We start from the raw sequence: 18,517 nt of genomic DNA, 5'->3' as shown, positions 1-18,517 counted from the left end.
CTCAGAGGAGGGGCAGCGGGGATTAGCCCATTTCCTCCAGGGTCTTTCCCTTCGTCTCCTTGACGAACTTCATGACGAAGGGGATCGAGATCACGGCGAAGGCGCCGTAGATGATGTACGAACCGGTCAGGCTCCACTCGGACATGCTCGGGAACGTCTTGGTGATCGCGAAGTTGGCGAGCCACTGGGCCGACGCGGCCACACCGAGCGCCGCCGCGCGGATCCGGTTGGGGAAGATCTCGCCGAGCAGGACCCAGACCACGACGCCCCAGGAGAGCGCGAAGAAGAGCACGAAGAAGTTGGCGGCGATGATCGCCGTCAGGCCCTGCGCGTTCGGCAGCGTGACGTTGTCGCCGGAGCCGGTGCGGTACGAGAACGCCCAGGCGCAGGTGAAGAGCGCGAGCGCCATGCCGGCCGAGCCGATGATGGCCAGCGGCTTGCGGCCGATGCGGTCGACGAAGAGCATCGCGATGACCGTGCCGATGATGTTCACGATCGACGTCTCGAACGAGTACAGGAACGAGCTGCTCGGGTCCTTGCCGACCGACTGCCACAGCTGGTTCGAGTAGTAGAAGATCACGTTGATGCCGACGAGCTGCTGGAACACCGAGAGGCCGATGCCGATCCAGACGATCGGCAGGAAGCCGACCTTGCCGAGCAGGTCCTTGAAGGAGGACTTGTGCTCGCGGCGCATGCCCTCCTCGATCTCGATGACGCGCGCGTCCAGGTCGATCTTGGTGCCCTCGACCTCGCCGAGCACCTTCCTGGCCTCGACGTCACGGCCGACCGAGATCAGGAAGCGGGGGGACTCGGGGATGACGAAGGAGAGCACGCCGTACAGGACGGCGGGGATGACCATGACGCCGAGCATCAGCTGCCAGGCCTCCAGGCCCATCAGCTTGCCGCGCTGGTCGTCGTCCGCCAGCTTCAGGATGCCGTAGTTGACCAGCTGGGAGACGGCGATGCCGATGACGATCGCGGCCTGCTGGAAGGAGGCGAGGCGGCCTCGGTACGCGGGCGGGGCGACCTCGGCGATGTAGGCCGGGCCGATGACGGAGGCCATGCCGATGCCGATGCCGCCGATGAAGCGCCACATCGTCAGGTCCCAGGCCGCGAACGGCAGGGCGGAACCGATGGCGCTCGCCGCGAAGAGGACGGCGGCGATCTGCATGCAGCGGATGCGGCCGATGCGGTCGGCGATGCGCCCGGCGACCGCCGCGCCGACGGCGCAGCCGAGCAGCGCGGTGGCGATGATCCAGCCGAGCATGTTCGCGTCGACGTCGAACCGGTGCTGGATGGCGACGGTCGCGCCGTTGATCACGGAGCTGTCATAGCCGAAGAGGAAGCCGCCCATGGCTGCGGCCGCCGTGATGAAGATGACATGGCCGAGATGGTCCGGCCTGGCCTCTCTGCCTTCGGGCTGGGGCGCCTTCATTGTGCTGGTCACATGGACTCCTCGGGCCACCGGCAGCATCGCCGGGGGTGGGGGTGAGCACTTCAAGTGGCGCACAACTTCACGCCGCCCACCACCTGAAGGTAAAAGCAACGTTGCAGAGACTATGCCTTCAAGTTTCGAAGTCAAGACCTGGGTTCCTGTGAACTTCAGGCACATGTGTGGCGTGCTTCGTTCAAGTCTTGAAGTTAATGAGGTGGGCCCGTGAAGGGCTGTGAAGGGGCTAGCGCAGCCGCTGGCTGATCACCTTCGAGACGCCGTCGCCCTGCATGGACACGCCATAGAGCGCGTCCGCGACCTCCATCGTCCGCTTCTGGTGCGTGATCACGATGAGCTGCGAGGCCTCCTGCAGCTCCTCCATGATGCGGATGAGCCGCTGCAGGTTGGTGTCGTCGAGCGCGGCCTCGACCTCGTCCATCACATAGAAGGGACTCGGCCGTGCCTTGAAGATCGAAACGAGCAGCGCGACGGCCGTCAGCGACCGCTCACCGCCGGAGAGCAGCGAGAGCCGCTTGACCTTCTTGCCCGGCGGGCGCGCCTCGACGTCGACTCCCGTGGCGAGCATGTTGTCGGGGTCGGTCAGGATGAGCCGCCCCTCGCCGCCGGGGAAGAGCCGCGAGAAGACGCCCTCGAACTCACGGGCGGTGTCGCGGTAGGCCTCGGTGAAGACCTGCTCGACGCGTTCGTCGACCTCCTTGATCACTTGCAGGAGATCGGTCCGCGTCTTCTTCAGGTCCTCCAGCTGCTCGCTCAGGAACTTGTGACGCTCCTCCAGCGCGGCGAACTCCTCAAGGGCCAGCGGGTTCACCTTCCCGAGCTGCTGGTACGCCCGTTCGGCTGACCTCAGCCGCTTCTCCTGCTCACCGCGGACGTACGCCACGGGCCTGTTGCGCGGATGCTCCGGGTCGTCGGGGAGCTCCTCGCCCTCGGCCGCGGGCGAGGGCGGCACGAGCTGGTCGGGGCCGTAGTCGGACACGAGTCCTGCCGGTTCCACACCGAGTTCCTCCAGTGCCTTGGACTCCAGCTGCTCGATCCGCAGCCGCTTCTCGGCACCGAGTACCTCGCCGCGGTGGACTGAATCCGTCAGTTTGTCGAGCTCCGCCTTGAGATCGCGCCCCTGGCCCCGCTCGGCGGCCAGCTCACGCTCGCGCACCTCCTTGGCCCGCTCGGCGGCGGCACGTTCCTCCTGGGCCCGCACCAGCGAGACCTCGACGTGCGCGAGCAGCTGCCGCGCACCACGGGCGACGGCCTCGGCGACCGCCGCCTCGTGCCGCATCCGCGCCTTGCGCTGCTCGGCACGCGCGCGTGCCTCGCGTTCGGCGCGCGCGGCCCGGTCGAGCGAGTCGGCACGCCCCGCGAGCCCCTTGACCCGCTCCTCGTGCGTACGCACCTGGAGCCTGGCCTCCATCTCGGTCTGCCGGGCGTTGGCCCCGTCGGCGGCGAGCCGGTCGCGCACCGAGGTGTCGGGCTCCTCCTCCACCGGAGCCTCTTCCGCCACGGCGAGCCGCTCGGCCAACTCCTCGGCGTCCTCGACCGCCTTGTCCAGCGCCTCCTGCGCCTTGGCCGCGGCGGCCGCACTGCGCTCGGCCTCGCCCGCCGCGCCACGCGCCTGCCCGGCGAGGGCGCCGAGCTGCTGCGCCACGGCGGACTTCTCCCGGTCGGCGGCGCGCCTGCGCTCCCCCAACTCCTCGACCAGCAAGGCGACTTCCTTGCGCCGCTCCCCCGCGTCCCGCTGAGCCGTCGCCAACTCGTCGCACTGCTCGGCGAGTTGTTCCAGCTCGGCCGCCGCCTCGTCGACGGAGGCCTGCACTTCGAGCAGGCTCGGCGCCCCGGCGGACCCGCCCTGCGCGAAGTGTGCCCCGAGCAGATCGCCCTCGGCGGTGACGGCGGTCAGCTCCGGGTGGGCATAGACGAAGTCCTCGGCGTCCTCCAGCGTGCCCACGACGACCATCCCCCGCAGCAGCCGCCGCACCGCGGGCATCAACTCCTCGGGCCCACGCACCAGTTCGGCCACCGGCGGCGGCCCTTCGGCACCTTCCTGCCGTACGTCACGGGGGTCGACGTCCGACTCCGGTGCCCCCGCGAGGAGCAGCGCGGCCCGCCCCGCGTCCTGCTTGCGCAGCAGCCGGATGGCCTCCGCCGCCGATGCCGGTGTGGTCACCGCGATCGCGTCCGCCGCCGCGCCGAACGCCGCAGCGACCGCGACCTCGTGACCCGGGGCGATCGAGAGCAGCTCGGCCGCCGGACCGAGCAGCCCCGTGAGGCGGTCCTTGGCGGCGAGCAGCGCCCCCGTACCGTCCTTGCGGCGCAGGCCCAGCGCGAGCGCCTCGTGCCGGGCGGCGACCGCGGCCCGCTTGCGCTCGGCGGCGGTGGCCGCCTCCCGTGCCGCGGTCAGCGCGCCCTCGGCCTCCGTGAGGGAACGCTTCGCCTCGTCGTGCCGCTCGCCGAGTTCCGCGTCACCGGCGTCGAGCCCGTCGACCTCCGCCTTCAGCTGCTCGTACTCCTCCTGGGCGGCGACCGCGCGCTCCCCCGCCTCGTCGCGCGCCACGGCGAGCCGGTCGATCTCGGCCTGGGCGGAGCCCGCCCGCGAGCGCGCCGCGTTGACCTGTCCGTTCAGCCGCGCGAGCCCTTCACGCCGGTCGGCGATGGACCGCGCCACGTCCTTGAGGCGGCGCTCCTCGACCGCAAGCTCCCGCTCCAGATCGGCACGGTGGCCGACGGTGTCCTCAAGGGCGTGCTCCGCGGCTTCCAGGGCGGCTTCCAGCTCCGCCTCCTGCTCGCGGATGCGCGCGGCCTCGCGCTCCATGTCCTCGGGGTCACGGCCGCGCCGCTCCTCCGGGGGCGCGGCGGTCGCGCTCTTGACCCGGGCGTCGGCGAGCGACACCGTGCCGCGCACCCGCTCGGCCAGCTGGGAGAGCTCGTACCACGTCTGCTGCGCCCGCTGGAGCCGCGGCGCGAGGCGGCGCACCTCGTCCTCCAGGTCCGCCTCCCGCTGGAGCGCCTTCTTCAGCTCGGCCTCTGCGCTGTCCTTGCGCCGCTTGAGCTCCGCCTCGTCGGCGACCTCGTTCCGCAGCGCGTCCCGCAGGCGTACGAGATCGTCGGCGAGCAGCCGCAGCCGGGCGTCGCGCAGATCGGCCTGGATGACGGCGGCCCTGCGCGCCACGGCGGCCTGCCGGCCGAGCGGCTTGAGCTGGCGCCTGAGCTCGTCGGTCAGATCCTGTACGCGAGCGAGGTTGGCCTGCATCGCGTCGAGCTTGCGCAGCGCCTTCTCTTTGCGCTTGCGGTGCTTGAGGACGCCCGCGGCCTCCTCGATGAAGGCGCGGCGTCCCATGGGGTCGGCGTGCAGGACGCCGTCGAGCTGGCCCTGCCCGACGATGACGTGCATCTCGCGCCCGATGCCGGAGTCGGAGAGCAGTTCCTGGATGTCGAGCAGCCGGCAGGTGTCCCCGTTGATCTGGTACTCGCTGCCGCCGTTGCGGAACATGATCCGCGTGATGGTGACTTCGGCGTACTCGATGGGCAGGGCGCCGTCGGAGTTGTCGATGGTGAGCGACACCTCGGCACGGCCGAGCGGCGGGCGCCCGGTGGTGCCGGCGAAGATGACGTCCTCCATCTTGCCGCCGCGCAGCGACTTGGCGCCCTGCTCGCCCATGACCCAGGACAGCGCGTCCACGACATTGGACTTGCCGGAGCCGTTCGGTCCGACGACGCAGGTGATGCCCGGCTCGAACTTCAGCGTCGTGGCCGACGCGAAGGATTTGAAACCGCGCAGTGTCAGGGCCTTGAGGTGCACGCCGCCGGACTCTACCTTTCACTGACCGTTTCACCCAGGAACATGCAGGGCACATCAGGTGTAACGGAAACGGCTGCACGGCGGCAAGAAAGAAGGGACGCCGAAGCGTCCCTTGCAGATCTGGACAAGCGGCTGACATGGGCAGCCCGACCACGTGCGTTAACAGGCATCCCGCAGAGCGAAGAGTGCGTCACGCGATCACATGTCACGTCACGCGCGATCTCGCGGGATCAGCGCCTTACTGAAGGTGTGGTGGTCAGGTGAGCGCAGGCTCCGCCTGGGGTACGTCGATGCTCTCCAGGAGCGATTCGTGAGAAGCGGCAGCCGCGAGCGCGTCGTTCTCGGCCTGGATCTTCACAAGCTCAGATTCCAGGTCCTGGACGCGCTGCTGGAGCCGTCGCATCTCGGCGAGAAGTCGCGGGTCGGAACCGCCGACGTAACCGAGAAGCGCCTTTGCCATGATGGATGGTCCTCCACAATGAGTGACCGACCGAAGCGGTGTGGGTCGTGAGGGATTCGCACCCGCGGTGCTTGGCACTCGTTGTACTTGCTGGGTCTTGCTGGCCGTTCTCACATGCCAAACAGCTAAGGTGCGCGGGGCTTCCAGAGTCTCACCAAAAAGTTTGACGGTCAACACGATCACGCCCCGTATTGGCGGGCAACCCGGGGGCCTGCGGCCGATGGAACGGCGGCGCTGCCTCTGCTGCGGGGCCCTGGGGGCGTGTCGATCATCCTTCACCTGGGAGCCTGCCACGACGGGCCGTTCTTGGCAACCACCAGGCGTTTCCTGCCCCGGGCAGTTGCCCTGACCACACCGGGGCGGGTACGTACGACGGCTCTCCGTCAGCGAATCGCGAACGTCTCGTAGATGCCGCGCGGAGTGTCCCAGATCTCAGTGACACCGTCGACGCGGCCGGGTGTGTCGCCCTCGCGCAGCCAGTCGAGCAGCCCCTGGGCGCCCGCGCGCGGACCCTCGGCGACGACTTGCACACGGCCGTCCTCCAAATTGAGAGCAAAACCACTCAGGCCGCCGATCTCCAGGGCCTTGGCCCGCGTGAACCAGCGGAAACCCACGCCTTGCACCCGCCCACGCACCCAGGCCGTGAGTCTGACTTCTTCGTTCATGGGTGCACGCTAACCGGCCAATTGCACTCGGAGCACTTCGTCCCCATGCGCCATCGCGTACAGTCCCGAATCGATGAGCCTCACCCGTATGGGTGAGTCACGTTGACCGCTCAGGACGAGGAAGGCCAGGAGATGGGACGCCACCGACGCTCCGGCGCAGGGGCAGCCGCCACCGGCCGCGCCACTGGGGTCTCCGACACGTACGCGGGCGAGCACGCCGGCGCCCCGGAGCCCCGCCCCGCCACCGTGTCACACCGCCGCAGGGGCCGCGCCGCACCGGTGCGCACCGGCCTGCTCGGTGTCTCGGCGGCCGTCGCCATGGGCGCCGTGGCCGTCGCGACCGGCCTGGTCCCGGGCGCCGAGAACTACTCCCTGGGCGGTGGCGGCGACTCGAACAAGGTGCGTGCCGCGACCACCCCCAGCGAGGTCGCGCCGCAGGGCGGCGAGAACGGCACCGCCGAGCGCGAGTCGGCACCGCCGAGCCGCGGCTCGGAACGCCCCGACGCCCCGACGCCGACGCCGACCCCTTCGAAGGCCACCGAGAAGCCCTCGGCCGAGCCGTCGAAGAAGCCGTCGACCAAGGCGCCCGAGCCCGAGGCCGGCGAGAAGAAGAAGACGACGCCCCCGAGCGCCCCCGAGCGCACGCCGTCCGAGAAGCCGAAGGCCCCGCCGGCCACCGGCTCGAAGTCGCCGTCCGCCGAGAGCGCGGCCGAGGCAGCGGTGCTCACCCTGGTCAACGCGGAGCGGGCCAAGGTGGGCTGCTCCCCCGTGCGCGCCGACGCCGCGCTGGCCTCGCTCGCCGGAGACTTCAGCGCGGACATGGCCGAGCGCGACTTCTTCGACCACACCGACCCGGACGGCGCGACCCCCTGGGACCGCGCCGAGAAGGCCGGGATATCGGACCTGGGCGGCGAGAACATCGCCCGCGGCCAGGCCAACGCCCAGTCCGTGATGGACGCCTGGATGAACAGCTCCGGCCACCGGGCCAACATCCTCAACTGCGACTACAAGACCCTGGGCGTCGGCGCGCACTTCGCGCCGGGCGGCCCGTGGTGGACGCAGGACTTCGGCTTCTAGGAAGTTCTAAGAACTTCCAGGAAGCCCGCGGGTCCTCAGGCCGCGACAGCCGAGCGGCCGGTCACGAACACCCGGGCGGTCTCCGTGATGCGGCGGCCCAGGTGCTCGGCCGTGGCGATGTCCGCCTTGTGCACGCCTTCGGGACCCTCGTCGGCGTTGGTCTGCGCGGCGGCTCCCGAGAAGAAGCCGAGGCGGTTGAGGTCGTGCTCGGAACCCTGCGTGGAGTTCCAGCCCGGGGTCAGGCCGAGGTTGACCCAGTGCATCGCGTGCTGTGCCGCGAGCGTCTGGAAGTACTGCAGGGTGTGCAGCTTGTCGCCGCTCTTGGAGCCGGAATTGGTGAATCCAGCGGCCAGCTTGTCGTGCCACGTCTTGGCGAACCAGCGCTTGGACGAAGCCTCCGCGAAGACGTGGAAGGCGCCGGACGCGGTGCCCATGTAGGTGGGCGAACCGAAGACGATCGCGTCGGCGGCGTCGAGCAGCTCCCACTCCGCTTCGGTGATCTCGTCGACCTTGATCAGGTGTGCGGTGGCGCCCGCTTCGACGGCACCGGCACGGACCGCCTCGGCGACGACGGCGGTGTGGCCGAAGCCCGAGTGGTAGGCGATCGCGACAACAGGGCTGGTCATGGTGGTGCTCCTCATGCGGCAGGACGGCAGCGGGACAGGCCGGACGGACTCCGGGCGATGACTGCCCGAGCAGTGACTGAAGGAAAGCACTAACTTCTAGTTAGTGCAACCCAGCAGTTAGCGCTGTCCAGGAGTATGCTGTCCGCATGGATTCCACCGCTCAGGCCGAGGACACCCCTGACGTGGCGTGTCCCGAAGGCGCCCAGGATTTGGCGTACGACGTGTTCTCCAAGCAGTGCCCCTCGCGCGGCACCCTGGAGCACGTCACCGGACGCTGGGGCGCGCTCACCCTGGGCGCGCTGCACGACGGCACGTTCCGTTTCAACGAACTGCGCCGCCGGGTCGACGGCGTGAGCGAGAAGATGCTGTCCCAGACCCTGCACGCCCTTGAGCGCGACGGCCTGGTCCACCGCGAGGCGCAGCCCACCAACCCGCCGCGCGTGGAGTATCGGCTCACCCCGCTGGGGCGGGAGGTCTCCGACCGCCTGATGAACCTCATCCACTTCGTGGAGGGCAGGATGGACGGCGTGCTCGAAGCACGCGAACGCTACGACAGCGTGGCGGCCGGCGGTCGCTGACAGCGCGGGCAGAAGTAGCTGGAGCGGTTCATCCAGGGGCGCCGGCGCATCGGCGTACCGCAGCGGCGGCACGGCTCGTCCTCACGTCCATAGGCGTCGAGCGAGCGCTCGAAGTACCCGGACTCGCCGTTCACGTTCACGTACAGACTGTCGAAGCTGGTGCCGCCGACGGCGAGGGCCGCGTTCATCACGTCCCGTACGTGGCCCAGGAGTTGGGCCGTGCGCGGGCGCGTGAACGTGGCGGTGGGCCGTTCGTAGTGCAGCTTCGCCCGCCAAAGGGCCTCGTCCGCGTAGATGTTGCCGACCCCGCTGATCAACGACTGGTCGAGCAGGGCGCGTTTGATCGTCGTACGGCGTCGGCGCAGCGCGGCGTGGAAGGCCGCGTCGTCGAACTCCTCGTCCAGCGGGTCGCGCGCGATGTGCGCGATGACGTCCGGCAGCCCGTCCGGGGTGTTCGCGTGCAGCGAGAGTCCGCCGAAGGTGCGCTGGTCGACGAAGCGCAGCTCGGTGCCGAGGGCGTCGGCGAAGCGGACCCGGACCCGCAGGTGCTTCTCGTCGGGTGACTCCTGGGGCTGGACGAGCAGCTGCCCGCTCATGCCGAGGTGGGCGAGGATCGAGGTGCCGCTGTCCTCGACGGGCAGCCAGAGATATTTCCCGCGCCGCATCGCCGTACCGACGCGGTGGCCCTTGAGGCGGAGCCCGAAGTCGTCACCGCCCGCGATGTGCCGCCGCACGGCGCGCGGATGCAGCACCTCGACATCGGCGACGGTGCGATGGGCCACCCACCGCTCGAGCCCACGCCGGACGACTTCAACTTCGGGCAGCTCGGGCATGGGGATTCACTCCGGGGCAAACGGGTGGGTGGGCGGGAAAAAACGCCGCGAAGCGGCAAAAAAGCTGGTGCCGGCCACCCAAAGGGCGACCGGCACCAACAGTAAAGCGCTGTCAGGCAGACGGAGCCTCGGAGACTCCGTCAACCCCCGCGGCAGCGGGAGCCGCGGCGGCGACTTCCGCCGCCTTGATCCGCTCGTCCGCGGCAGCGCGAATCTCGCGCCACGCGGACTCAGCGGCCTGCTGCTCCGCTTCCTTCTTGCTGCGGCCGGTGCCGGTGCCGTACGAGACGCCTCCGACGCGGGCGGCAGCAGTAAAGGTCTTCTCGTGGTCCGGGCCGCTCTCCGTGACGAGATACTCGGGAACGCCGAGGCTCTCGGTGGCGGTGAGCTCCTGGAGGCTGGTTTTCCAGTCCAGGCCCGCGCCCAGGTTCGAGGACTTTTCGATCAACGGGTCGAAGAGCCGGTGCACCAGCTCGCCCGCCGCGTCCAGACCCTGGTCCAGATAGACCGCACCGATCACCGCTTCAAGGGTGTCGGCGAGGATGGATGCCTTGTCCCGGCCACCCGTACCCTCTTCGCCCCGGCCGAGCCGGATGAAGGAGCCGAGTTCGAGGCCTCGACTGACCTCCGCCAGCGCACGCGAATTGACCACCGCGGCCCGCAATTTGGCCAGCTGGCCTTCGGGCAGGTCGGGGTGGGTGCGATAGAGCGTGTCCGTGACGACGAGTCCCAGCACCGAGTCCCCGAGGAACTCGAGCCGTTCATTCGTCGGCAGACCGCCGTTCTCGTACGCGTACGAACGGTGGGTCAGCGCACGCACCAGAAGGGCGGACTCGAGTTTGTACCCGAGCCGCCCTTCCAAAAGCGTGTGGGACGAGGCCGTGTTTTCCGCCTGCTTCTTGGCGTTTTCCGCCTTGGCGTCATCCGCCATTTTGTGGCTAGACACGGTGCCTCTCACCAGCCGCTCAGACCTCGAGGACCTGGCGCTTGTTGTACGTGCCGCAGCTCGGGCACGCGATGTGCTGCAGCTTCGGCTCCTGGCAACGCTCACACGAAACCAGAGTGGGGACCGCAGCCTTCCACTGCGACCGGCGGTGGCGCGTGTTGCTGCGCGACATCTTCCGCTTCGGAACAGCCACGGCTACTTCTCCTGCTTCTCGTCGACGCCGGCTTCGGCGCCGCTCACGTCGTCCTTCTCGCCGTCCTGGATGGTCCCGGCGAGTCCCTGCAGTGCCGCCCAACGGATGTCGGCGACGTCGTGGTGATGCTCCGGGTCGTCCGCGAGCCGTGCTCCGCACTGGGAACACAGGCCCGGACAGTCGTCCCGGCACACCGGCTGCATCGGCAGTGCGAGCACTACCGCGTCACGCAGCACAGGCTCGAGGTCGAACAAGCCGTCCTCGAGATAGAGCCTGTCCTCATCCTCTGCGGATTCCTCGGCGCCGCCGGCCGGTTCCGCGGTGCGGCCCCGGTCGTCGGCGTCAGGGTACGAGAACATCTCCTGGAAGTCCGCTTCCACCTCAAGCTTCAGCGGCTCCAGACACCTTACGCACTCCCCCTCGGCCGACGCACGGGCGGTGCCTGTGACAAGCACCCCTTCCATGACCGACTCAAGACGGATCTCCAGCTCGACCGGCGCGCCTTCCGGCACTCCGATAACCCCTTCGATGCCGAGGACACCCGGAGAACCGGGGGCCTCGACGGAACGGGTCAGCCGCTGCAGCGCACCGGGACGCCGACCCAGCTCATGCGTGTCGAACACGAGAGGGTTTCGGTGGTCAAGGCGAGCACTCAGGGCTTTTCCTGCTTTCGAATCCTGGAAGTTCAAGGAGGGCCGCCCCCGTCGTGAGCTTGGCTCACTAGCCGGGCAGCCTGGATCGCGGACGTACGCGCGACCGAAGAGCCAGGATACTGGACCATTCGCTCTCGGCCCAATCCGGTCCCTGACCGCCCCGGGAGCAGGGGTCAGCGGCCCTGTTCGTACTGGCGCAGCTGCTCCGCGGTGATCATGCCGGTGTCGAAGAGACTGGTCTCGTCGAGCACCCCGGGGGCGGGCTGTTGCTGCTGCTGCGGATCCCCGTACCCCTGCTGTTGCTGGGTCTGGTCGTACCCCTGCTGCGGGTAGCCGTAGGGATCCTGCTGCTGATAGCCGTACGGGTCCTGCTGGGCGTACTGCTGCTGGTAGGCGTACTGGTCCTGCTGCTGGTACGCGTACGGATCCGGCTCCTGCTGGGGCGGAGCGTAGGGCTGCTGCACGGGGATCTGCGGGGGCGCCTGGGGCGGCTGCGGGGCCGCCGGCGCGGGGACTGCGGGTGCCGCGGGTGCCGTGGAAGCCGTCGGGTCGGTGAGGCCCGCGAGGTACTCGGCGTCCGTGGTGTGCGCCTGGGATCCGAGGCCCTCGGCGAGGCCCGCGAGGTCGTCGGCGGGCGCGCGGCCGTGCAGGGTCTGGCGGCCGCGGCCGACCGCCTCCAGGGTCTTGGCCAGGACCGCCTCGAAGGCGCCGAGCTTGGCGTCGACGTATGCGTCCGCGTCCCGGCGCAGCGTCTCGGGGTCCAGGCTGCGCTGCGGGGCGTCCTCGTCCTCGTAACCCTGCTCGTCGAGACCGGGGCCGGTGCCGAGGAGCTTCTCGCGGCCGCGGCCGACCGAGCCGAGGGTCTTGGTGAGGACGACCTCGAAGTTGGCGAGCTTGCTGTCCACGTAGTCGTCGGCCTCGACACGGACCTCGTCTGCGGCCTGCCGGGCCTCGGCGAGGATGCGTGCGGCCTCGCCCTGGGAGTTGCGGGCGACCTCCGTGTCGGAGATCAGCGAACCGCGCTCGGCGTGTGCGCTCTCGATGATCCGGTCCGCCTCCTGGCGGGCCTGCTCGACCAGCTGCTCTCGGCCGCCGATGAGCTCCTGCGCCTGGGCGAGGGAACCGGGCAGCGCCTGGCGCACCTCTTCGAGCATCGACAGCAGATCGGCGCGGTTGACCACGCACGAGGCCGACATGGGCATGGACCGGGCGCTGCCGACCGCCTCGACGATCTCGTCGATCTTCTTCTGCACGTCCACCGTGTGCTCGCCACTCTCTACAGCTGATTGGAGACGGACGGCACGACTGTAAGGCCAGTCGGCTTCCGTCCGACACCGGGTGACGGGCTGTCAGGCCGTCACTTCTTGCCGATGCGCTCCACCAACGCCTCGTGGACCACCGGCGGCAGCAGGTGGGCGACGTCACCGCCCCAGGCGGCGACCTCCTTGACCAGCGATGAGGAGAGGAAGCTGTAGGTGGGGTTGGTCGGCACGAACAGGGTCTCGACGCCCGAGAGGCCGTTGTTCATCTGGGCCATCTGCAGTTCGTAGTCGAAATCGCTGACCGCGCGCAGACCCTTGACGATGGCCGGGATGTCGCGCTGCTTGCAGAAGTCGACGAGAAGGCCGTGGAAGGACTCGACCTCGACGTTCCCGAAGTCGGCCGTCACCTCGCGGATCAGCTCGATCCGCTCGTCGACGGTGAACAGGCCCTTCTTCGACTGGTTGATCATCACCGCGACGTGCACCACGTCGTACAGCCTGGAGGCGCGGGCGATGATGTCGAGGTGTCCATTGGTGATGGGGTCGAATGACCCCGGACAGACGGCGCGGCGCAACTGAAGTCCCTCGCTCTCCGGTCCGGTCATGGCGCGATCACTGAGTCGTCGCACGTAGAGGCGGCGCGACCGTACCAAAACGTGCCTTCGCCGTAGCGACGGGACCTCAGTGCTTCGAAGCCGTCGGGCCAGCTGAATTCTCCGCCTCTGGTACTGCGTTCAACGGTGACGAGCGCATCGTCGGTGAGCCAGCCCCCCGCACGGAGTGTGAGCAGAATCTCGCGAAGATCGTCATCGGTGACGACGTACGGAGGGTCGAGGAAGACCAGGTCGTACGGGTCCGTGGGGGCGCCGCCCTGGACGATCTGGGCCGCTTTGCCCGCCCTGACCTCGGCGCCGGGCAGGCCGATGGACTTCACGTTCTCCCTGACGGTGCGCACCGCGCGGGCGTCGGCCTCGACGAGCAGGGCGTGGCCCGCGCCGCGCGAGAGCGCTTCGAGGCCGATGGCTCCGGACCCGGCGTACAGGTCCAGGACGCGCGCGCCGTCCAGCGTTCCCTGGAGGGCCTGCCAGGTGGAGAACAGGCCCTCGCGTGCGCGGTCGGTCGTGGGCCGGGTGCCGGTCCCGGGCGGGACGGCGAGGCGACGTCCGCCGGCCACACCGGCGATCACGCGGGTCATCTGAGTCCTTGTCGGTGAACGATCGTGCGGGAAGATCCGCCCTCAGTCTCTCAGCCCCGGCGCCGCTCCTGCCTGTCAGCCCTTGTCGAGGTACTGCTCGCGCTCGTCGTCCAGGAGGGCGTCCAGGGCCGTGCGCAGCTCGGGCAGGCGCTCCAGGTCCGGGTCGGCGGAGACCACCGCGACGGCCTCCTCGCGGGCCTCGGCGATGATCTCCTCGTCCTCGATGACCGCGAGCATGCGCAGGCTGGAGCGGACACCGGACTGCGCCTGGCCGAGGACGTCGCCCTCGCGGCGCTGCTCCAGGTCGATCCGGGAGAGCTCGAAGCCGTCGAGCGTGGCGGCCACGGCTCCGAGGCGGGCGCGGGCGGGGCTCGCCTCGGGCATGTCGGTGACCAGGAGGCAGAGGCCCGGGGCCGAGCCACGGCCGACGCGTCCGCGCAGCTGGTGCAGCTGCGATACGCCGAAGCGGTCCGCGTCCATGATCACCATGGCGGTGGCGTTCGGGACGTTCACGCCGACCTCGATGACCGTCGTCGCGACCAGGACCTGGGTCTCGCCCGCGGCGAAGCGGCGCATCACCGCGTCCTTGTCGTCGGGCTGCATGCGGCCGTGCAGGATCTCGACCTTGAGGCCGCTCAGCGGGCCGCGGGCGAGCTGCTCGGCGACCTCGACGACGGCGAGCGGGGGCCGCTTCTCGGCGGTGGCCTCCTCCTCGGCCTTCTTCTTGGCCTTCTTCGGATCGGCGGCCTCGTCGATGTCGTCGCCGATCCGGGGGCACACCACGTACGCCTGATGGCCGTTCTCGACCTCCTCGCGCACGCGCTCCCACGCGCGCGCCAGGAAGTGGGGCTTGTCCTCGGCCGGCACGACATGGGTGGCGATCGGCGAACGGCCCGCGGGGAGCTGGTCCAGGACCGAGGTCTCCAGGTCGCCGAAGACCGTCATCGCGACCGTGCGCGGAATGGGCGTGGCCGTCATGACGAGGAGGTGCGGGGGCTGCTTGCCCTTGCCGCGCAGGGCGTCGCGCTGCTCGACCCCGAAGCGGTGCTGTTCGTCGACGACGACCAGGCCCAGGTCGTGGAACTGGACCTTGTCCTCGATCAGCGCGTGCGTGCCGATGACGATCCCGGCCTCGCCGGTGACCAGGTCGAGCAGCGCCTGCCGCCGTCCCGCCACCCCCATGGAGCCGGTCAGCAGCGTGACCTTGGTGCCCTGGTCCGAGCCGCCGAGCATGCCGCCCTCGGCGAGCTCGCCCATCATCTCGGTGATCGAGCGGTGATGCTGCTGGGCGAGGACTTCGGTCGGCGCGAGCATGGCGGCCTGCCCGCCCGCGTCCACGACGGCGAGCATGGCGCGCAGGGCCACCATCGTCTTCCCACTGCCCACCTCCCCCTGGAGGAGCCGGTGCATCGGGTGTTCGGTCGCCAGGTCGTCGAAGATCTCCTTGGAGACCTTTTCCTGGCCCTCGGTGAGGGTGAAGGGCAGTTTGGCGTCGAAGGCGTCGAGCAGGCCGCCGTCGCGGGGGCGGCGGGCGATCGCGGGCAGTTGCGCGTCCGCGTACCTCCGGCGGGCCAGGGCCACCTGGAGGACGAAGGCCTCGTCCCACTTCAGGCGGTCGCGGGCGGATGCGATGTCCGCCTTGGTGTGCGGGCGGTGGATCTTCAGGAGCGCCTCGGGGAGCGGGATCAGCCCCCGGCCGTCGCGCAGGCTCGGCGGCAGCGGGTCGACGGCCTCCTGGGCGCTGGGCAGGACCGCGTCCACGGACTTGGCGATCTTCCAGGACTCCAGCTTGGCGGTGGCCGGATAGATCGGGATGAGGGCGCCGGCCCAGGAGTCGACCGCTTCGTCGGCCTCGCCCTTCAGGAGTTCGTACGCGGGGTGGGCGAGCTGCATCTTGCGGTTGAAGACGGACGCCTTGCCCGCGAACATCGCGCGCGTGCCGGGCAGCAGGTCCTTGTGCGGCTTGTGGATGCCGCGGCCGAAGAAGACCAGCTGGAGCTGGCCGCTGCCGTCGGTGATCGTCACTTCGAGGCGCTGGCCCCTGCCGCCGTTGAACGTCAGGATGCGCGCCGTCGCGACCTGGGCGACCACCGTGACGTGCTCGTCGAGGGGCAGGTCGGCGAGGCGGGTGAGCTCGCCACGCTCCGCGTACCTGCGCGGATAGTGGTGCAGCAGGTCACCGACGGTGTGCAGGTCCAGGTGCTCGGCCATCACCTTCGCGGTGGCGGGACCGACCACTTTCTTCAGGGGTTCTTCGAGCGCGGGCACGAGATCCATTGCACACCACGCCACTGACAATTCGGCGTACGTCCGTGAAATCCGCTGGTCAGGATGGTCGCGAGCGTCGGCTACTCCACGCCGATCAGCAGCAGGGCCGACTGGCGGCCGCCTCGGTAGACCACGGTGTCGACCGCCAGATGCATCTCGCGCACGTGCTTCTCCAGCTCCTCGCCGAGGCTGTCCGGCACGTCGTCGCCGAGCACCAGCGTGACCATCTCGCCGCCCGCGGCCAGCATCCGGTCGAGGACGGACCGTGCGGTGCGCGTGGTGTCGTCGCCGATCACCGCCACGTCGCCGTCGATCAGGCCGAGGACGTCACCGGCCTGGCAGATGCCCGCCATGGTCCACGACTGCCGCTCGGCGACGGCCAGTTCGGCGTACCGGGTCGCGCCGGCCGCCGAGGTCATCGCGACGACGTCCTCGTCGAAGCGGCGGTCCGGCTCGTGCACGGCGAGCGCCGCGATGCCCTGGACCGCGGACCGGGTGGGGATCAGCGCGACCCGCACGCCTTCGGTGCGGGCCTGCTCCGCCGCCGCGGCAGCGGTGTGACGCAGTTCGGCGTCGTTCGGCAGGAGCACCACCTCGCGCGCGTGGGCCCGCCGGATCGCCTCGACGAGCTCCCCGCTGGCGGGCGGCTCCCCGGGGCGCGTGGGCACGGTCGTCGCCCCGGCCTCGGTGTAGAGACCGGCGAGGCCCTCCCCCGGTACGACGGCGACGATCGCGCGCTGCGCCCGTTCCCGGGGCGGCGGCGTGACGCCCGCGGTGTGCGCGTCCCCCACCCCGAAGTGGGTGATGCGGATGCGGTGCGGCCGTCCGGCCTCGACGCCCGCCTCGACGGCGGCACCGGCGTCGTCCACATGGACGTGGACGTTCCACAGGCCGTCGCCGCCGACGACGACGAGCGAGTCACCGAGTCCGTCGAGCCGTGTCCGCAGCCGCGCGACGGCCGTGTCGTCGGCCTCCAGGAGGTAGATGACCTCGAAGGCGGGGGCCGTGGCGTTTGTGGGGTCGGCCGGGGGCTCCTGGCACTCGGTGGGCTCCACGCGCGCGTGGCCGCCCGAAGCGGTCGTCCTCAGGTGCGGGGAGGCCGTCTTCGGGAGCACCGTCCCGCCCGAAAGGGCTCCCACCAGCGCGCCGAGCACCGCCACGAGCCCACGTCCGCCGGCGTCCACCACTCCCGCGCGCCCGAGCACCGCGAGCTGCTCCGGCGTCGCGTCCAGCGCCCGGCACGCACCGTCGTACGCGGCCCGCGCCACCGCCCCGCAGTCGCCGTCGGCACCGGAGGCGGCGTCGGCCGCGGCGGCGGCCACCGTCAGGACCGTGCCCTCGACGGGATGCGCGACCGCTTGGTAGGCGGACTCCGCGGCCTGCCGCAGTGCGAGCGCGAGCTCCCGGCCGTCGGCGTGATCCGAGTCACGGTCGGCGCCGAGCACCTGCGCCATCCCCCGCAGCAGCTGCGAGAGGATCGTGCCCGAGTTGCCGCGGGCCCCGATCAGCGCGCCGTGCGCCATCGCCCGCACGGCCTCGGCCAGGGCGGGCCGGGTCGGCTCGAGTCCGGTGAAGACCGCGTCGACCGCCTGGGCCGCCGATTCCACGGTCAGATAAAGGTTGGTTCCGGTATCCCCGTCCGCGACCGGATAGACGTTGATCGCGTCGATCTCCTCGCGGGCCCTTCCCAGGGCGTCCAGGGCGAGGCCGCACCAGGCGCGCACCGCGACGGCGTCGAGGTTCTGCGGCACCTGCTCGCCTCCTAAAGGCATCCGGACTGGACGCAGCGTAGACCGGGACGGGCGAAGGGCCCGGGGCGGGGCCGGGGCGAGACATGGTAGTTTCGTTCTATCGAAGCAGTCGTTGTATGCTGCTCCGGTTGCCCGATACCCATCGGGACATTCCTCCTGGCAACGCCACCCACGATCATTGCACTGATCCCGGCATGCCGGGATTAACCGTAAGTGCATCTGAAGTCTTGGAGTGACCCGTGGCTGCCAACTGCGACGTCTGCGGCAAGGGGCCGAGCTTCGGCAACAACATCTCGCACTCTCACCGCCGTACGTCCCGTCGCTGGAACCCGAACATCCAGCGCGTTCGTGCCGTGGTCAGCGGGACGCCGAAGCGGCTCAACGCCTGCACCTCGTGCATCAAGGCCGGCAAGGTCTCGCGCTGACGCAATTCCCCAAGCTCTTAATGAGCAGGGGATGCCCCACTGCGCGGCCACCTAGCTGGTTGCTAAAAGAGACGGTCCCCCTCGGGGGACCGTCTCTTTTGTATGCCCTGCCTATGGGGACTGTCCGTGCCCGCGATCAACTCGGCGATCGTCTCGACCAGTTCGGCCGACGCCTGCATGCCGGCCGTGACGACGCAGTTGCCGTGCGTGCCGAGCGCGAGCATCGTCTTCACGTCGGCCCGGAGGCCCGCGCCACCGCCGGAGTCGGAGCCGGCGACGGCGACGGCGGCGGCGGCGGCGGCGACGGCGACGGCGACGGTCAGGACGCGGGCGCCGGTG

The 18,517-nt window shown here is 70.1% G+C and carries 17 protein-coding genes and 1 pseudogene; 3 read left to right on the top strand and 15 right to left on the bottom strand.

The features are described from left to right. Nucleotides 1-22: 22 nt before the first annotated feature. From ACZ6ZP_RS31570 to ACZ6ZP_RS31555, 4 genes are all read right to left on the bottom strand, one after another. Entirely contained in the window at nt 23-1,435 is a 1,413-nt protein-coding gene (locus tag ACZ6ZP_RS31570) for a sugar porter family MFS transporter (protein WP_383823129.1), read from the bottom strand. Between the two features lie 241 nt (nt 1,436-1,676). Further along, nucleotides 1,677-5,246, bottom strand: a complete 3,570-nt coding sequence (gene smc, locus ACZ6ZP_RS31565; protein WP_469409254.1) for a chromosome segregation protein SMC — start codon at nt 5,244-5,246, stop codon at nt 1,677-1,679. Between the two features lie 256 nt (nt 5,247-5,502). After that, nucleotides 5,503-5,706 (bottom strand): hypothetical protein, encoded by a 204-nt coding sequence (locus ACZ6ZP_RS31560; RefSeq protein ID WP_135333243.1) that lies wholly within the window; start codon nt 5,704-5,706, stop codon nt 5,503-5,505. Nucleotides 5,707-6,089: 383 nt separating this feature from the next. Continuing rightward, nucleotides 6,090-6,371: an acylphosphatase gene (locus ACZ6ZP_RS31555; protein WP_351165357.1), complete on the bottom strand. Its 282-nt coding sequence runs from the start codon at nt 6,369-6,371 to the stop codon at nt 6,090-6,092. 132 nt (nt 6,372-6,503) lie between these two features. Here ACZ6ZP_RS31555 and ACZ6ZP_RS31550 point away from each other — a divergent pair, with 132 nt between their 5' ends. Beyond that, a complete protein-coding gene (locus ACZ6ZP_RS31550; protein WP_383822892.1) occupies nt 6,504-7,448 on the top strand; it encodes a CAP domain-containing protein in 945 nt (314 codons plus the stop codon). A 35-nt stretch (nt 7,449-7,483) separates the two neighbouring features. On the opposite strand, the gene ACZ6ZP_RS31545 is transcribed toward ACZ6ZP_RS31550, so the two are convergent. Continuing rightward, nucleotides 7,484-8,074: a flavodoxin family protein gene (locus ACZ6ZP_RS31545; RefSeq protein ID WP_351165353.1), complete on the bottom strand. Its 591-nt coding sequence runs from the start codon at nt 8,072-8,074 to the stop codon at nt 7,484-7,486. 146 nt (nt 8,075-8,220) lie between these two features. Between ACZ6ZP_RS31545 and ACZ6ZP_RS31540 the strand changes: the two genes are divergently transcribed. Further along, nucleotides 8,221-8,652 (top strand): winged helix-turn-helix transcriptional regulator, encoded by a 432-nt coding sequence (locus ACZ6ZP_RS31540; RefSeq protein WP_351165351.1) that lies wholly within the window; start codon nt 8,221-8,223, stop codon nt 8,650-8,652. On the opposite strand, the gene mutM is transcribed toward ACZ6ZP_RS31540, so the two are convergent. The 9 genes from mutM to ACZ6ZP_RS31495 form a co-directional block, all read right to left on the bottom strand. Further along, nucleotides 8,622-9,485 carry a bifunctional DNA-formamidopyrimidine glycosylase/DNA-(apurinic or apyrimidinic site) lyase gene (gene mutM / locus ACZ6ZP_RS31535; RefSeq protein ID WP_469409250.1) on the bottom strand — a complete coding sequence of 288 codons (864 nt, stop codon included), beginning with the start codon at nt 9,483-9,485 and terminating at the stop codon, nt 8,622-8,624. The two genes, ACZ6ZP_RS31540 and mutM, sit on opposite strands and share 31 nt — an antisense overlap. Nucleotides 9,486-9,597: 112 nt before the next feature. Next, entirely contained in the window at nt 9,598-10,443 is an 846-nt protein-coding gene (rnc, locus tag ACZ6ZP_RS31530) for a ribonuclease III (RefSeq protein WP_351165346.1), read from the bottom strand. Nucleotides 10,444-10,450: 7 nt separating this feature from the next. Beyond that, entirely contained in the window at nt 10,451-10,624 is a 174-nt protein-coding gene (gene rpmF / locus ACZ6ZP_RS31525; protein ID WP_003965982.1) for a 50S ribosomal protein L32, read from the bottom strand. A 2-nt stretch (nt 10,625-10,626) separates the two neighbouring features. After that, on the bottom strand, nt 10,627-11,313 hold the full coding sequence (locus ACZ6ZP_RS31520; RefSeq protein ID WP_351165344.1) for a YceD family protein: 687 nt from the start codon (nt 11,311-11,313) through the stop codon (nt 10,627-10,629). A 137-nt stretch (nt 11,314-11,450) separates the two neighbouring features. Beyond that, a complete protein-coding gene (locus tag ACZ6ZP_RS31515) occupies nt 11,451-12,536 on the bottom strand; it encodes a cell division initiation protein (protein WP_351165342.1) in 1,086 nt (361 codons plus the stop codon). 98 nt (nt 12,537-12,634) lie between these two features. Then, nucleotides 12,635-13,114: a pantetheine-phosphate adenylyltransferase gene (gene coaD / locus ACZ6ZP_RS31510; protein ID WP_351165707.1), complete on the bottom strand. Its 480-nt coding sequence runs from the start codon at nt 13,112-13,114 to the stop codon at nt 12,635-12,637. A 26-nt stretch (nt 13,115-13,140) separates the two neighbouring features. Then, nucleotides 13,141-13,734 carry a 16S rRNA (guanine(966)-N(2))-methyltransferase RsmD gene (gene rsmD / locus ACZ6ZP_RS31505; RefSeq protein WP_351165340.1) on the bottom strand — a complete coding sequence of 198 codons (594 nt, stop codon included), beginning with the start codon at nt 13,732-13,734 and terminating at the stop codon, nt 13,141-13,143. A gap of 75 nt (nt 13,735-13,809) precedes the next feature. Next, on the bottom strand, nt 13,810-16,011 hold the full coding sequence (gene recG, locus ACZ6ZP_RS31500) for an ATP-dependent DNA helicase RecG (RefSeq protein WP_351165338.1): 2,202 nt from the start codon (nt 16,009-16,011) through the stop codon (nt 13,810-13,812). A 71-nt stretch (nt 16,012-16,082) separates the two neighbouring features. Beyond that, on the bottom strand, nt 16,083-17,774 hold the full coding sequence (locus tag ACZ6ZP_RS31495; protein ID WP_469409248.1) for a DAK2 domain-containing protein: 1,692 nt from the start codon (nt 17,772-17,774) through the stop codon (nt 16,083-16,085). A gap of 218 nt (nt 17,775-17,992) precedes the next feature. Here ACZ6ZP_RS31495 and rpmB point away from each other — a divergent pair, with 218 nt between their 5' ends. After that, nucleotides 17,993-18,178: a 50S ribosomal protein L28 gene (rpmB, locus tag ACZ6ZP_RS31490; RefSeq protein ID WP_160507429.1), complete on the top strand. Its 186-nt coding sequence runs from the start codon at nt 17,993-17,995 to the stop codon at nt 18,176-18,178. A 116-nt stretch (nt 18,179-18,294) separates the two neighbouring features. On the opposite strand, the pseudogene ACZ6ZP_RS31485 reads toward rpmB, so the two are convergent. After that, nucleotides 18,295-18,494 (bottom strand): annotated as a pseudogene (locus tag ACZ6ZP_RS31485) (bifunctional hydroxymethylpyrimidine kinase/phosphomethylpyrimidine kinase); the annotation flags it as partial. Nucleotides 18,495-18,517: the final 23 nt, after the last annotated feature.

The organism is Streptomyces sp. NPDC054047, from assembly GCF_055585065.1.
The sequence above is the reverse complement of the archived record's forward strand: the minus strand, read 5'-3'. Positions and strand labels throughout refer to the sequence as shown.